This window comes from Streptomyces sp. NPDC004838 (assembly GCF_053600955.1).
The window spans coordinates 1-13,458 of the sequence record NZ_JBSGAW010000029.1 but is presented as its reverse complement, the minus strand read 5'-3'; the positions used below and the strand labels follow the sequence as shown (position 1 = coordinate 13,458).

Here is a 13,458-nt window from a genome sequence, read left to right as displayed (position 1 = left end):
GCTCGCCCCCGGTGCGGACGGGGCCACCGCCGCACTAGAACTCGAGGAGGTTGTCGCGGAACTGGGTGTGGGTGTACTCGGTCCGTACCAGTCCCCGCTCCTGGAGGGCGGGGACGAGCCCGTCGGTGATCTCGGCGACCGCCCGGCGATTGAGGTCACCCGTGCTGAACAGGAAGCCGTCACCACCGACCTCGGCCATGAGTTCGCCCATCTGGGCGGCGACCGCGTCCGGGGTGCCGACGAGCTCCAGGCTCTGCCCGCCGTAGAACTTCGTCGCGGCCTCGCGGAGGGTCGAGCACTCCGCGGCCACCGACAAGAACCGGTCCAGCTCCAGCTGGTGACCGTTGGTCGTCAGGCCCTTCGGGTCGAGGGGCGCGTCCAGGTCGAACTGGGAGAAGTCGATGTTCGTGATCTTCGATTGCTGCGCGAGGGTCAGTTCGGCCCTGTCCATCGCCCCTTGACGCCGCTGCGCGAGCCTCTCCTGGGCTTCCTGATCGGTCAGGCCGAGCACCGGGGTGGCGATGAAGAGCACCTTGACGTCGTCCGGATTCCGGCCGGCCGCGGCCGCCTTCTCCCGCACATCGTTGCGGAACGCCTTCATCGCCTCGACCCCGCTCGCGGGCGCCAGGATCGTGTCGGCGTGCTCGGCACCGAAACGACGACCGCGCCCTGATCCGCCGGCCTGGGCGATCACCGGCCTCCCCTGCGGGAGCGGGCCGGAGTTGAGCGGCCCGCGGACGGAGTACCTCGGGCCCACGTGATTGATGTGGCGGACCTTCTTCGGGTCGGCGAAGATCTGGCCCTCGAGGTCGTTGACGATCGAGTCCGGTTCCCATGAGGTGAAGAGCGCGTTCGCAACGGCCATGAACTCGTCCGCCATCTCGTAGCGGCTGTCGTGCTCCGGCATCCCGTCCATGCCGTAGTTCTCGGCGGCGCGATCGGAGCTTCCGGTCACGACGTTCCAGCCGATCCGGCCATTGGAGAGCTGGTCGAGGGTTCCGATCATCCGGGCCAGCAGGTACGGCTCGACGCCGAAGGTGCCGACGGTCGGCACGATGCCCAGCCGCGACGTGTGCTGGCTGAGGATCGCCGAGACGACGGCCGGGTCCTGACGCGGTGTGGCGGAGGCGTGGCGCAGGTAGAGGTCCATCGACCCGCCGTAGGCGTCGGCGACGTACGACGAGTCCTCGATGAGCAGGTAGTCGAAGCAGGCTCGCTCCATCGCCCGGGCCATGTCGACGATGAAGTCGGGCTTCATCCATTCCCGGCCGATATTGCCGGTGAACGGCCGGCCCCAGGAGGCCGCCGAGGAGCCGTGCAGGAACCAGGCGAGGTGAAATCGCTGTGCGCTCATAAAAATCAGAACTCCAGAAGGTTGTCGCGGAACATGGCGTGGCCGTACTCCTTGCGCACCAGACCGCGGCGCTGGAGCTCGGGCACGAGACCTTCGGTGATCTCGGCGATGTGGCGACGGCTCACGCGGTAGCTGAACAGCAGGAATCCGTCTCCCCCGACCTCCTCCATGACCTCGCTCATCTGGCTGGCGACGGAGTCGGGAGTGCCGGTGAAGTCGATGCTGGCTTCGCCGTACATCGAAGCCGCGATCTCACGCAGGGTCGAGTCGGGCTTGTTCCCGGCACGCTTGACGAAGTTCTCGAGCATGTGACGGTGACCGTTGGTCGTGAACTCGATGGTGTCGAGTGGCTGGTCGAGGTCGTAGACCGAGAAGTCGATGTTCGTGATCTTCGCCAGCTGCGTGAACATCCGCGTCCCGGCCTGCTCCATGCCCTCGTTGTGGCGGTGGGCGCGGCGCTCGGCGGCATCGGCCTCGGTCATGCCGACGACGGGCGAGGTCAGGAAGAGAATCTTGCAGTCATCGGGGTTCCGGCCGTTCTCGACCATCAGGGCTCGGATCTCGTCGCGGTACGTCTTCATCTCCTCGACGCCCTTCGCGATCGAGACGATGGTGTCGGCGTACCGCGCCGCGAACGCCTTGCCGGCCGGCGAGCCGCCGGCCTGCGCGATGACGGGACGGCCTTGGGGCGTTGGTCCCGAGTTCAGCGGTCCGCGGACCCGGTAGTACTTGCCCTGGTGGTCGATCGGGCGCACCTTCGAGGAGTCGGCGAAGACGCCCGTGGAGCGGTCGGCGACGATCGCGTCGGGTTCCCAGGAGCCCCAGAGACCTTGCACGACCTCCATGTACTCGTGGGCGCGTTCGTAGCGGTTGTCGTGCTCCGGCATCGCGTCCATGCTGAAGTTCTGCGCGGCTCCGTCCGAGCTGCCCGTCACGACGTTCCAGCCGATGCGGCCCCCGCTCACCTGGTCGAGGGTGCCGACCAGGCGGGCGAGGTGGTAGGGCGGGTAGGCGAAGGTGCCCAGGGTCGGGACGATCCCGAGGCGCGATGTCGCCTGGGACAGCAGCGCCGCGACCATCGCCGGGTCCTGGCGCGGGGTGGCGATGGCGTTCTTCAGGTAGACGTCCATCGACGAGCCGTAGGTGTCCGGGACCCAGCACGCGTCCTCGATGAGGAGGTAGTCGAAGCCCGCGCGCTCGAGCGATCGCGCCATGTCGACGACGAGGTCCGGCTTCATCCAGTCGCGACCGGTGTGGCCCGTGTACTCCTGGCCCCACGCCTGGGCGGCGGATCCATCAAGGAACCAACCCAGGTGGAAGGTGTTAGCGGTCATGACAGAGGACTCCTTCTGTTTCGAACCATGCGTGGGTGGTGGGGCGCGCTCGCTGCGATGGCGCGTGTGGGACGGTCACGCGGCCGCCGGCCGCATGACGACGCTGTACCGGGGGTCCCAGGTGAGGTGGACCTCGTCGCCGATCTCGAAGTCGTGAGGCACGTCGGGACCCGCGCGGACGATGAGTTCGTTCCCGTCGTCGCCACGCACGAGCAGTCGCCACGAGTCGCCGGCGTAGATGTTGGCGGCGACGGTGCCCGAGACGAACGAGCGATCGGCAGGGGGCAGTTCGTCGCCGACCCGCGCCATCAGCCGTGCCGACTGCGGGCGCACCATGACGACGACGTCACCTTCGGCCCCGGCCACCAGCGGCCCCTCGGGCAGGACGATGCGACCGTGTGGGACGTCGAGCACGTGCTGGTCCCGGTCCGTCCGGACCAGCCCCCGGAAGAGGTTGGACTCGCCCAGAAACGCGGCGGCCGTGTCGTCGACCGGGCGGCGGTACAGGTCCTCCGGGGCGCCGTACTGGACCAGGCGGCCGTTCGCGAGCAGAGCGATCCGGTCGCTCATGCTGAGCGCTTCCTCCTGGTCGTGCGTCACATTGATGACGGTGAGCCCGAGGTCGCGGCTGATCCGGCGGATCTCGACCTGCATGGTCTCGCGCAGCCGCCGATCGAGGGCGCCGAGCGGCTCGTCCATGAGCAGCAGGCGCGGCCGGGCCACGATGGCGCGGGCGAGTGCGACTCGCTGCTGCTGGCCACCGGAGAGCTCCTTCGGCAGACGCCGGTCGAAGCCCTCCAGCCGGACCATCGCCAGCGCCTCGCGGACTCGCTCGGCGCGTTCGGCGCGGCGGACCTTCTGCATCTGCAGCGGAAAGGCGATGTTCTTCTCGACCGAGAGATGCGGGAACAACGCGTAGTCCTGGAACACCATGCCGAACTGGCGGCGATGCACCGGAACGGAGGAGATCTCCCGGTCGTCGAGGAAGGTGTCGCCCTGCGTTGCCGCGACGAAGCCCGCGAGGATACGCAGCAGCGTCGTCTTACCGGACCCGGAGGCACCGAGCAGCGTCACGAACTCACCCGGCTCGACCGACAGCGAGACATCGTCGACGGCGCAGACGTCGCCGTAGTGCTTGAAGATGTTCTTGAGCCTGATGCCCGCTCCGGAGGTCACGAGATTCCGTGCCTCGGTCGTCACGGGCTCAGACACCTTCACGGCTGTACCCGTCATCGTGGACTCCGTTCTTGGTGATGGCGGCGCGAATCTTGCCCTTGAGCCAGGGAACAAGGGCGATCAGGATGCTCGCGAGGATCGAGAGCAGCGTCACGATGGTGGCGACGGCGGAGGTGGAGGGGGAGATTCCCTCCTTGATCTGTCCCCACAGGACGACCGGAACGGTCTTGAACTCGGGTGTGACGAGGAACAGCGACACGATGAGTTCCTCCCACGAGCTGATGAACGCCAGGACTCCGCCGATCGCCGCCGACGGGGCGACGAGCGGCAGGGTCACCCGCAGGAGAGTCTGGAGCTGGCTCGCCCCGGCGATCCGGGACGCCTCCTCCACGTTTGGACTCAGCCCCGTCAAGGCGGCGAGCACGTTGATGAACACATAGGGCACACCGAGGACGGCGTGCGCGATCGCCATGCCGGCGACGTTCCCGGTGAGGCCGATCCGGACGTACACGAAGTAGAACCCGATCGCTGCCACGACGAGCGGCACGACCAGCGGCGTCATCGCGAGCGCGGTGACGAAACCCCGGGGGATGCCCTTCCCGCGGGCGGCGGCGAAGGCGAGGCTGATGCCCGCGGCCATGGCGATCAAGGCCGCGAGGATGCCCACGACAAAGCTGTTCCGAAACGATTCAGCAAGGACGGGGTCTCCGAAGACCTCGTCGTACCAGCGCCAGGAGAAGCCATCCGGCGGGAACCGCAGCAGCTCGCCCGAGGTGAACGACGATCCGACGACGACGATGGTGGGAATGATGAAGATGAGCGCGAGGAAAAGCGCCAGGAACTGGGTGACGCGTCCGGCCTTGATCATGACTTGCCCTCGTCCCTGATGCCGAGGATGCGCGTGATACCGACGTACCGCCCGACCGCACCGAGGATCACCAGGACCCCCAGCAGCAGGATGACCGCCATCGCGGCAGCGACCCCCGGTCGGTAGAGCTCGTTGAGCTGGATGACGATCGCGTTGCCGACGAACGCATCGCTGGCGCCGCCGAGCATCTGGGGTGTGATGTAGAAGCCGAGCGCGAGGATGAGCACGAGGGTCGCCCCCGCTACCGCGCCCGGCAGTGTGAGGGGCAGCGTCACTCTGAGGAAGGCGACCCACGGTCGCGCACCCATGCCGCGCGCCGCCAGTACGAGCCCGCTGCCGAGTCCGCGCATGTTCGCGTAGATCGCGAGCACGCTCAACGGAGCGAGGATGTGGATCATGCCGAGGTACACCGCGAACTTCGTCCGTGCGAGGCGTAGTGGCTCGTCGATGAGGCCCATCGAGGTGAGTGTCTCGTTGATCAGGCCGGTGTCGTTGAGGATGATCTGCCAGGAGTAGGTGCGCACGAGCAGACTGGTCCAGAACGACAGCATCAGAGCGGTGAACAGGAGGATCTTCACCAGGCGCCCCGAGTGGACCAGGCAGTACGCGTAGGGATAGCTGACCAGCAGACAGAGCCCGGTCACGACCACTGACATCTCGACGGTGTTGAAGAGCGCCTGACGGAACATCCCGCTCTCGAACGCGGTCATGAAGTTGTCCGGCGACGGGTCGGTCAGACTGATCCGGACGAGTGCGACCAGCGTCGAGCCGAAGGCCAGCAGCAGGAACAGCATGCCGGGCAGGCCGATGCCCGAGGCGAGATTCAGCCGGGGGAGGGGCCAACGACGGCGGCGTTGTCCCGGTACCGACCCACGTCCTTGAGGGTCCGTGGTGTTCGGAGACGGAATCGTTTCGGTGTCGACGCTCACGTCCTCACCTACCTCTCATGAGAGGCGCGCCGTGAGGCGTCATTTCGCTACCAGCCGCTTGTAGTCGCTCGCGTGGAAGACCAGCGGGTCCACGCCGGGGGCGGCGTCCTTCGCGTGGATCCTGAAGATCACGACGGTGTGGTCGCCCGCCTTGAACTCGGTGTGGACGCTGCAGTCGAACCAGGCCGATGCGCCGTCGAGCCGGACGGCTCCGTGCGGTGAGGCACTGTGGTGCACCCCCTGGAAGCGGCGGTCTTCGGGCCCTGCCATCTGCCGACAGGTCGCCTCCTGCTCGGCCGCGAGGACGCTGATACCGATGCGGCGAGCGCGGCGAAGGGTCGTCCAGGTCCGTGAGGTGAGTGAGAAGGAGACCGAGACGAGCGGGGGCTCCAGCGACACCGACACGAACGAACTGGCCGCCATACCGACAGGCCGGCCGTCTATGACGGCGGCGACCGCGGCGACCCCGCTGGGAAAGCTCGCGAAAACCCGGCGCAGCTCTTGCGCATCGAAGGACTCATGGACGTTGATGGAATTCATGCTTCCTGCTTTCCGGTCAGTCCGAGCTGGCGCGTGGCCCGCACCAGCCAGGGAGCAATGAGGTCGGGGTTGGTGAAGTCCCGGTCCGGCAGGTAGATCCCGGCCGTCGGACAGGTGGCACCGAGCTCGACGAGCACTGGTTTGAGAAGGAGGTCAGGAGCCATGGCGTGGGCGGGACCGGCGCCGAGCATGAGCGGGACCGCGACAACTCCGTCCAGCCCGTTGGAGGGAATCTGGTCGAGGAAGAGCTTCAGGACCCCTGTGTAGGTGGCTTTGAAGGTCGGGCTCGCCACGACGAGAAGTGAAGCGGTGCTCACCGTTTCCACGGCGGCTTGGACCGACGGCTTTCCCCACTCCAGCAGGTCCGGGCCCAGCTCGATCACATCGATGACGGCCGTCGGCGGAGCGCCTGAGATCAGGGTTGCCAGGTTGACCGCGGCTTCAAGGGTGCGCGACCGCGGTTTCGGGTTCCCGACCAGGACAGTGGTCTCCACTGCAACCTCCACTGTGGTGCAACTCACGCTGATGCGACTTGCGTGCCACAGAGATTACTCAGGTGGCTGAAAATGTCCAGCAAAATTCATAACTATTGTGGATCCGGCCAGATTGATTGACACTCGGAGCGTTGACAGCCCGACTTCCTGAACGGGGGTGTGCCCATCCGACACTCCGGACCTCAATCGACTCCCGCCCCCCGACCGGCTCCGGGTCGGTCGATCGCGGGATCGAGGAACTCCGCCGGGGGCGCCCCGTCCTCGTCACCCACGACCAGGACCGCGGGGGCGATGGCGACCTCGTCATGGCGGCCGAGCACGTCACGGCTGCCTGGGGGTGGCGTTCATCGATCACCCGGCGTTCGCGCGGGTCAGGACCACCGCAACCCCGCTTGCTCGGGCGCTCGTCGGCTAGCATGCGTCGAGCCCGGCGGAGGTTCGTGGGTGTCAAGACAGGAGTGCGATGCAGCGGTACCAGATGGACGAGTTCGACCGCAAGATCGTCGACCTCCTCCGCCAAGACGGGCGGATGGCGCTCACCAAGATCGGCAAGAGTATCGGGCTCTCCACCGACGCCGTCCGCGGCCGTGTGGCGCGGATGACCTCCGACGGCGTCCTGCGCGTCATGGGGCTCGTCGCACCAGAGGCCCTCGGCTACCACGCGCTCGGTTCGGTCGCGCTGCAGTACCGCGGTCCGATGGACCAGTTCCTGGACGAGCTCAAGAGCCACCCCAACGTGGTCTTCGTGGCCCAGCTCATCGGCGACATAAACGTCCTCTGCAGTGTCGTCGCGCGCGACGACCGCGAGTTGGGCGACGTGGTCAACAGCTTGCTGGTCGAGAACGACGGAATCCACCATGTCGAGGTGGCGCGGCAGTTGGGCGTCGCGAAGTGGTTCAGCTACTTGAGCGACAGTGGAGCAGGCGCGGACAGTCCCCCTTCCTCGTCGCGCGGCGGTCTGGACGACCTCGACGTCACACTGCTCACAGCACTCGTCGACAACCCCCGCGCAACCTTCCGAGAGCTAGAGGAGATGGTCTCCGAGCCCTACTGGGTCGTGCGATCGCGCGTCCGTAAGCTCTTCGCGGAGGGACATGTCCGAGCGACGGCGGCGATCGACCGTGTCTTGACAGTCCCGGATGTCCAGGCGCTCATCCGCATCGGACTGCGCGGACGCATCGACGACGAGCTCCGTGCGATCACCGAGCTCCCGGACATCCGGCTCCTGGTGATGACGACGGGCACCCCCACTCATCTGAGCGGAGAGGTCGCGTGCGCGGACAACGTGAGCCTGGCCAGACTGATCGAGACGGTGCTCGCGATCGACTACGTCGACACCGTGCGGACCTACGTCTACTCCAAGATCCATGTGCTCCCGACGCCCTGGCGCTACGACACGAACTACCTCGGGAAGCCCTGGAACGACGGCCTCTGAGGCCGGATTCGGCCGGCTGACGCAGGACGACCGTCGACGCGCCTGGCCGCGACGTCCGGTGACGTCACGACCGGGCGTCGCCCAGTGCAGTCCTCGATCTGCGGCGCATTCGCGGCGCCGTGAACGTCTTCCGGTCCGCGGTCCGACGTAGCGCGCCCCGACACGGAACAACCCTCACGTGAACAACCCGTGCTCACGTTGATGACCGGCAACGTCGGCTCGATACCGCCGGAGACGCGGCCCGCGTCGCCTCGTGCTCGCTCAGGGTTCCATGCCGGACTTCCGCAAGGAAGATCCGGCACACTCATGAGAAATAGACCGATCGGTCCATCATCACGATCGCCCGCCGATCCGGAAAGCGCACACGGGTTGTACCGATCGGTCTATTAATATAGCGTGGCCCGCGGCTGCCGTGACAGCACTGCTGGCGAGACGGCGCAGGAGGCAGTCGCGACAAGGTCCCGCCGTCATCGACTACGTGGACGTCTTCCGAGGACCGAGATGGTCGGAAGTCAGCGCGCCGAGCCCCCGACCGACGCGGGCTCGGCGCGCTCGCCCCCGACGGTCCTCCCTCGACCTGACAATCCCTGAGAGCGGGAAGAACAAGAGCGAGTGATGAGAACCGGTGAGTACATAGATGTGGCATCGATGGGACATGTCAGCACGATCACCCTTCGAAATGGGCGACTGAACGTCCTGAACCGGGCCATGCAGGAGGAGTTCTTGTCCGCTTGTGAAGAGCTGGACGGGTCGCCCTCGACACGGGTCGTCCTGGTGCGCGGCGCCGGAGAACACTTCGCGGCCGGTGCGGACGTCGAAGAGATGGTGGCGCTGTCGGTCTCGGAGGTCGCTCAGGCCGCCGATCGTATTTCCCGCTGCCTCGGTGCTCTCGCGAGTGTCGGCAAGCCGACCATCGCCCTCATCGACGGCTTCGCGCTGGGAGGCGGACTGGAGATCGCCCTCGCCGCGGACCGGCGGATCGCCACGGAGTCCGCCCGTGTGGGCCTGCCGGAGATACTGCTCGGCGTGATCCCGGGCGGAGGTGGAACACAGCGGCTCGCCGAGATCGTCGGGCGGTCGGCTGCGAAGGACCTGATCTGGACCGGCCGAATCCTCGAAGCCGCTGAGGCGCACGGACTCGGAGTCCTGGACGAACTCGTGCCCGACGCCGAGGCACTCGACGAGCGGGGACGAACCTACGCGGCCGCACTCGCCTCAGGTCCTACACGTGCCATTGCCGCGGCCAAGAACGCGGTCGATGGTGGCGGGACCGTAATCACCGAGAGCGGGCTGGCGAACGAAACCAGGCTCTTCACGGCCTTGTTCGAAACTGACGATCAGCACATCGGCATGCGGTCGTTCCTTGAGAACGGTCCAGGTCGAGCCGCGTTCACCGGAGCATGACGGTCCAAGGAGTCGAGACATGCGCGCCATCTATTGCGACACCTTCAGCCCCGACGACCCGCTCGCCGCGTTGAGGATCGGTGAACGACCGGAGCCCACCCCGCAAGCAGGCTGGTCCATCGTCCAGGTGCGTGCGGCGGCGCTCAACGGTCACGACCTCTGGTCGCTGAAGGGTGTCGGCCTGACCCCGTCGGATCTGCCGCGGATCCTCGGTTCCGACGGGGCGGGAGTCGACGACCAAGGCAGGCGGGTCGTCATCTACCCCCTGATCCCGGCCGTTGGTGCGGATCGGGAGTTCGCCATCGACGCGGTCGCGGAGCCGTTGCTGTCCGAGCGCCACGACGGAACGCTCGCCGAAAAGGTCACGGTGCCGACGTCCAACCTCTTCGAGATACCCGACTCGATGACGTTCGAAGAAGCGGCGAGCCTGCCCACCGCGTGGTTGACCGCCTACCGGATGCTGTTCACGTCCACCCGTCTGCGCCCGGGGGACACCGTGCTCGTGCAGGGAGCCGCCGGCGGGGTGTCGACGGCCCTTGTGGCGCTCGGTGCCGCGGCGGGGCTGCGGGTGTGGGTGACAGGACGGACGGAGGAACGTCGGGCCATCGCCAAGGAGCTGGGGGCCGACGCGGTCTTCGCTTCCAACGAGCGGCTTCCCGAGCGCGTCGACGCCGTCATGGAGACGGTCGGTGAGCCGACATGGCGTCATTCGGTCATGTCGCTGAAGACCGGCGGCGTCGTCGTCGTCGCAGGAGCCACCGGAGGTCACCTCCCCACGCTCGACCTCCGCCATGTCTTCTTCCGTCAGCTCAGGGTCATCGGTTCTCGCATGGGCACCCCCGCGGAGTTCGGACGGCTCCTGAACTTCCTCGAACGCCACAGGATTCGCCCGAGGGTGGGCGCGGTACTGCCCTACACATCGGCGGAGAAGGCGTTCCGGCTGCTCGACGAGGGTGCTGTCGGCGGCAAGGTCGTCATCACCTTCTGACCGCCCACCGAGTCAGCGATCCGGCGGTCGCCCCGACGCGCCCGCTTCCTTCGTGTCTACAGAGTGAGGAATCAGCATATGGACATCGCCGGCAGTTCCGCCGTGATCACGGGTGGCGCCTCGGGGCTGGGGCTCGCCACAGCCAGGCGGCTGGCCGCCTCCGGCGCGCACGTCGTGCTCGTCGACCTGCCCACGGCCCCCGGTGAGAAGGCCGCAGCGGACCTCGGCGGGCGGGCCGTGTTCGCCCCCGCGGACGTCACCAGCGAGCAGGACGTGACCGCGGCACTGGACATCGCCGAGAGCCTCGCCCCCCTGCGGGTGGCGGTCAACTGCGCGGGGATCGCCAGCGCTGTGAAGACGGTCGGAAAGAACGGGGCCTTCCCGCTCGATCACTTCACGCGGGTCGTGAACGTCAATCTGATCGGCACCTTCAACGTCGCCAGGCTGGCCGCCGAGCGCATCGCGCGCACCGAGGAGACGGCCGGCGAACGGGGCGTCATCATCAACACCGCGTCCGTGGCGGCCTTCGACGGGCAGATCGGGCAGGCCGCTTACTCCGCCTCCAAGGGCGGCGTCGTGGGGATGACGCTTCCCCTGGCACGGGACCTGGCGTCGCTGAAGATCCGCGTCGTCACCATCGCGCCGGGGCTGTTCAGCACACCGCTGCTGTCGGGACTCCCCGAAGCGGCCCAGGTATCGCTGGGGCAGCAGGTCCCGCACCCGTCCCGGCTGGGCGACCCCGCCGAGTACGCCGCGCTGGCCGCACACATCGTGGAGAACCCCATGCTCAACGGCGAGACGATCCGGCTGGACGGCGCCATCCGGATGGCACCGCGCTGAACGGCACCTTCGACACGGGCAGCCACCGGTGCCGCACGACCCGGTGATCGCCGCGTCGGTGCGTGGCCCGTGCGACCTCACAGGTGAGGACGTACAGGCCACGCGGGTGGCCGTGTGGGCCTCCGGTGACGCGGCTATTCGGTCTTGATGGCCGACAGCAGGTTCAGTCTGGCGGCACTGCGCGCGGGCCACAGGGCCGCCAGGATGCCCACTGCCCCGGCGAGCAGCAGGAGGAGTGCCACCCGGTCCCACGGGAGGATCAGTCGGTAGTCGGGGATATTGCCCCTGAACGTCTCGCCGATGGCCCAGCCGAGGAAGACGCCCAGCGCGATCCCGAGGACCGCGCCGAAGAGGGAGATCACGACGGCCTCCAGGTGGATCATCCGCTTGACCCGGACTCGGTCGAGTCCGATCGCCCGCAGCATGCCGATCTCCCGCCGGCGTTCGAAGACGGACATCGCGAGGGTGTTGACGACTCCGAGGACGGCGATGATCAGGGCCATCGCCAGCAGGCCGTACATGATGTTCAGCATCGTGTTGATCATGCCGCCGAGCTTGTTGCGGATGTCCTGCTTGTCCATGACGGTCATGCCCGGGTTGTTGCCGAGCGCGTCGATCAGGGTCTGTTCGCCGGCCTTGGACTCACCGCCTTCCACCGTGACCCAGATCTCGCGGATGTCCGGCTTCCCCTCCTGCGCTGCGAGCATCTCGCGGGGCAGGATGAACCCGGAGAGGAATTCGTTGTCCTTGACGACCGCTCCGACCCTCAGGTCCTTGGTGTCCTTTCTGCCCTTGCTCTCGAAGACGGCGGAGAGCGAGTCGCCGGTCTTCCAGCCGTTCTCTTCGGCGGTCGACTCCGCGAGGGCGATCTCTCCGCGGGCGAGGGTGTCCAAGGAGCCGGAGACGACCGGCACGTTGAGAACCCTGGGCAGATCCTCGGCGGCGACGCCGGACACGGCGCGGTGCTCACCCTCGATCTCGAGGTCCGCCGCTTGCTGCGGTGAGATCGCCGTGATGCCCTCGGCCTTCTGGAGCGCGGTGAGCACGGACTCGTCGAGCGGGTGGCCACTGCTCATGGTCACGGAGTAGTGGGCGCGGATGTTGTCCGTGGTCGCCCGTTCGATGGCCTGGCCGAGAGTGATGCCGATCACGGTGAGTCCGGTGACCAGGGTGAGGCCGATCGCCAGCGCGGAGGCGGTGGCTCCGGTACGGCGGGGGTTACGGACCGCGTTCTGCGCGGCGAGCTTGCCGGAGACCCCGAACACCTTGTGCAGCAGCGGTCGCACCAGCGCGATCATCGGGCGGGACAGCAGCGGGATGAGCACGATGATGCCGATCAGCGTCAGAAAGGCGCCGACGGCGATGATCGTACGGCCTTCGCTCCCGTCCTCGGATGCGGCGCCGGCGGTGACCGCCACGGCGCCGACCGCGGCGAGGACGGTGCCGACGGCGTTGCGGACCAGCAAGGACTGCGAGGTCGCCGGCGTGTGGACGCTACTCATCGCCGCGACCGGCGGGATCTTCGAGGCACGGCGGGCGGGCAGCCACGCGGCGAGCACGGTGACCGCGCCCCCGACAGCGACCGCGGTGAGCACCGTGGTCGGCGAGACGACCAGTGGACCGGCAGGGATCCTGACGCCGAAGGTGTCCATCGCGGAGCGCAGCACAGCGGCGAGTCCGAGGCCGACCGTGAAGCCGATGACGGAGGCGATCGCGCCGACCACCATGGCTTCCAGGATCACCGAGCGCTTGACCTGGCGGCGGGACGCGCCGACCGCGCGCAGCAGGGCCAGTTCCTTGGTGCGCTGGGCGACCAGCATGGTGAAGGTGTTGGCGATCAGGAAGACGCCCACGAACAGTGCGATGGCCGCGAAGGCGAGCAGCACCGTGTTCAGGCCCTCCATGCCGGATTCGATCTGCTCGGCCTGTTCACCCGCCGATTCCTTGCCGGTCTGCGCGGTGGCGTCTTCGGGCAGCAGGGGTTTGACGGCGGCGAGGATTGCGGTGTCGGGTGTGCCGGGTGTGGCGGTGATGGTGATGTCGTGGAACATGCCGGGCTTGAGGTAGAGCTTCTGGGCGACGGGGGTGTTGAAGAG

The 13,458-nt window shown here is 67.5% G+C and carries 12 protein-coding genes and 1 pseudogene; 5 read left to right on the top strand and 8 right to left on the bottom strand.

What is annotated here, in order from left to right:
• Positions 1-34: 34 nt before the first annotated feature.
• From ACWEFL_RS28145 to ACWEFL_RS28115, 7 genes are all read right to left on the bottom strand, one after another.
• Complete coding sequence (locus tag ACWEFL_RS28145) at positions 35-1,354, bottom strand: NtaA/DmoA family FMN-dependent monooxygenase (protein WP_451717574.1); 1,320 nt, start codon at positions 1,352-1,354, stop codon at positions 35-37.
• A 5-nt stretch (positions 1,355-1,359) separates the two neighbouring features.
• Complete coding sequence (locus ACWEFL_RS28140; RefSeq protein ID WP_451717572.1) at positions 1,360-2,688, bottom strand: NtaA/DmoA family FMN-dependent monooxygenase; 1,329 nt, start codon at positions 2,686-2,688, stop codon at positions 1,360-1,362.
• A 75-nt stretch (positions 2,689-2,763) separates the two neighbouring features.
• Positions 2,764-3,888, bottom strand: a complete 1,125-nt coding sequence (locus tag ACWEFL_RS28135; RefSeq protein WP_451717570.1) for an ABC transporter ATP-binding protein — start codon at positions 3,886-3,888, stop codon at positions 2,764-2,766.
• Positions 3,889-3,892: 4 nt separating this feature from the next.
• Positions 3,893-4,732, bottom strand: a complete 840-nt coding sequence (locus ACWEFL_RS28130) for an ABC transporter permease (protein WP_451717568.1) — start codon at positions 4,730-4,732, stop codon at positions 3,893-3,895.
• Complete coding sequence (locus ACWEFL_RS28125; protein WP_451717567.1) at positions 4,729-5,661, bottom strand: ABC transporter permease; 933 nt, start codon at positions 5,659-5,661, stop codon at positions 4,729-4,731. Before ACWEFL_RS28125 ends, ACWEFL_RS28130 begins: the two co-directional genes overlap by 4 nt.
• 39 nt (positions 5,662-5,700) lie before the next feature.
• Positions 5,701-6,201, bottom strand: coding sequence for a flavin reductase family protein (locus ACWEFL_RS28120; RefSeq protein WP_451717566.1), 501 nt, complete (start codon positions 6,199-6,201; stop codon positions 5,701-5,703).
• Positions 6,198-6,695, bottom strand: a complete 498-nt coding sequence (locus ACWEFL_RS28115) for an NADPH-dependent FMN reductase (protein ID WP_451717565.1) — start codon at positions 6,693-6,695, stop codon at positions 6,198-6,200. The genes ACWEFL_RS28120 and ACWEFL_RS28115 overlap by 4 nt, the downstream gene beginning before the upstream one ends.
• Before the next feature lie 116 nt (positions 6,696-6,811).
• Here ACWEFL_RS28115 and ACWEFL_RS28110 point away from each other — a divergent pair.
• The 5 genes and pseudogenes from ACWEFL_RS28110 to ACWEFL_RS28090 all read left to right on the top strand — a co-directional run.
• Positions 6,812-6,979: pseudogene (locus tag ACWEFL_RS28110) on the top strand (hypothetical protein); the annotation flags it as partial.
• Positions 6,980-7,158: 179 nt separating this feature from the next.
• Positions 7,159-8,130: an Lrp/AsnC family transcriptional regulator gene (locus ACWEFL_RS28105; protein ID WP_451717563.1), complete on the top strand. Its 972-nt coding sequence runs from the start codon at positions 7,159-7,161 to the stop codon at positions 8,128-8,130.
• A gap of 615 nt (positions 8,131-8,745) precedes the next feature.
• Positions 8,746-9,534 (top strand): enoyl-CoA hydratase/isomerase family protein, encoded by a 789-nt coding sequence (locus ACWEFL_RS28100; protein WP_451717562.1) that lies wholly within the window; start codon positions 8,746-8,748, stop codon positions 9,532-9,534.
• Positions 9,535-9,553: 19 nt separating this feature from the next.
• The gene (locus ACWEFL_RS28095) at positions 9,554-10,522 is read left to right on the top strand and encodes a zinc-binding dehydrogenase (RefSeq protein ID WP_451717561.1); all 969 of its coding nucleotides are present in this window, start codon (positions 9,554-9,556) and stop codon (positions 10,520-10,522) included.
• 78 nt (positions 10,523-10,600) lie between these two features.
• Positions 10,601-11,362 (top strand): 3-hydroxyacyl-CoA dehydrogenase, encoded by a 762-nt coding sequence (locus ACWEFL_RS28090; protein WP_451717559.1) that lies wholly within the window; start codon positions 10,601-10,603, stop codon positions 11,360-11,362.
• A gap of 134 nt (positions 11,363-11,496) precedes the next feature.
• Here the strand turns inward: ACWEFL_RS28090 and ACWEFL_RS28085 are convergent.
• Positions 11,497-13,458, bottom strand: a 1,962-nt coding sequence (locus ACWEFL_RS28085; RefSeq protein ID WP_451717557.1) for an ABC transporter permease, incomplete at its 5' end; no start/stop codon positions are given.

Coding starts and splice junctions, on each gene's coding strand:
- ACWEFL_RS28090 (WP_451717559.1), top strand. CDS start 10,601: ATGGACATCGCCGGCAGTTCCGCCGTGATCACGGGTGGCGCCTCGGGG.
- ACWEFL_RS28105 (WP_451717563.1), top strand. CDS start 7,159: ATGCAGCGGTACCAGATGGACGAGTTCGACCGCAAGATCGTCGACCTC.
- ACWEFL_RS28140 (WP_451717572.1), bottom strand. CDS start 2,688: ATGACCGCTAACACCTTCCACCTGGGTTGGTTCCTTGATGGATCCGCC.
- ACWEFL_RS28120 (WP_451717566.1), bottom strand. CDS start 6,201: ATGAATTCCATCAACGTCCATGAGTCCTTCGATGCGCAAGAGCTGCGC.
- ACWEFL_RS28100 (WP_451717562.1), top strand. CDS start 8,746: ATGAGAACCGGTGAGTACATAGATGTGGCATCGATGGGACATGTCAGC.
- ACWEFL_RS28095 (WP_451717561.1), top strand. CDS start 9,554: ATGCGCGCCATCTATTGCGACACCTTCAGCCCCGACGACCCGCTCGCC.
- ACWEFL_RS28130 (WP_451717568.1), bottom strand. CDS start 4,732: ATGATCAAGGCCGGACGCGTCACCCAGTTCCTGGCGCTTTTCCTCGCG.
- ACWEFL_RS28145 (WP_451717574.1), bottom strand. CDS start 1,354: ATGAGCGCACAGCGATTTCACCTCGCCTGGTTCCTGCACGGCTCCTCG.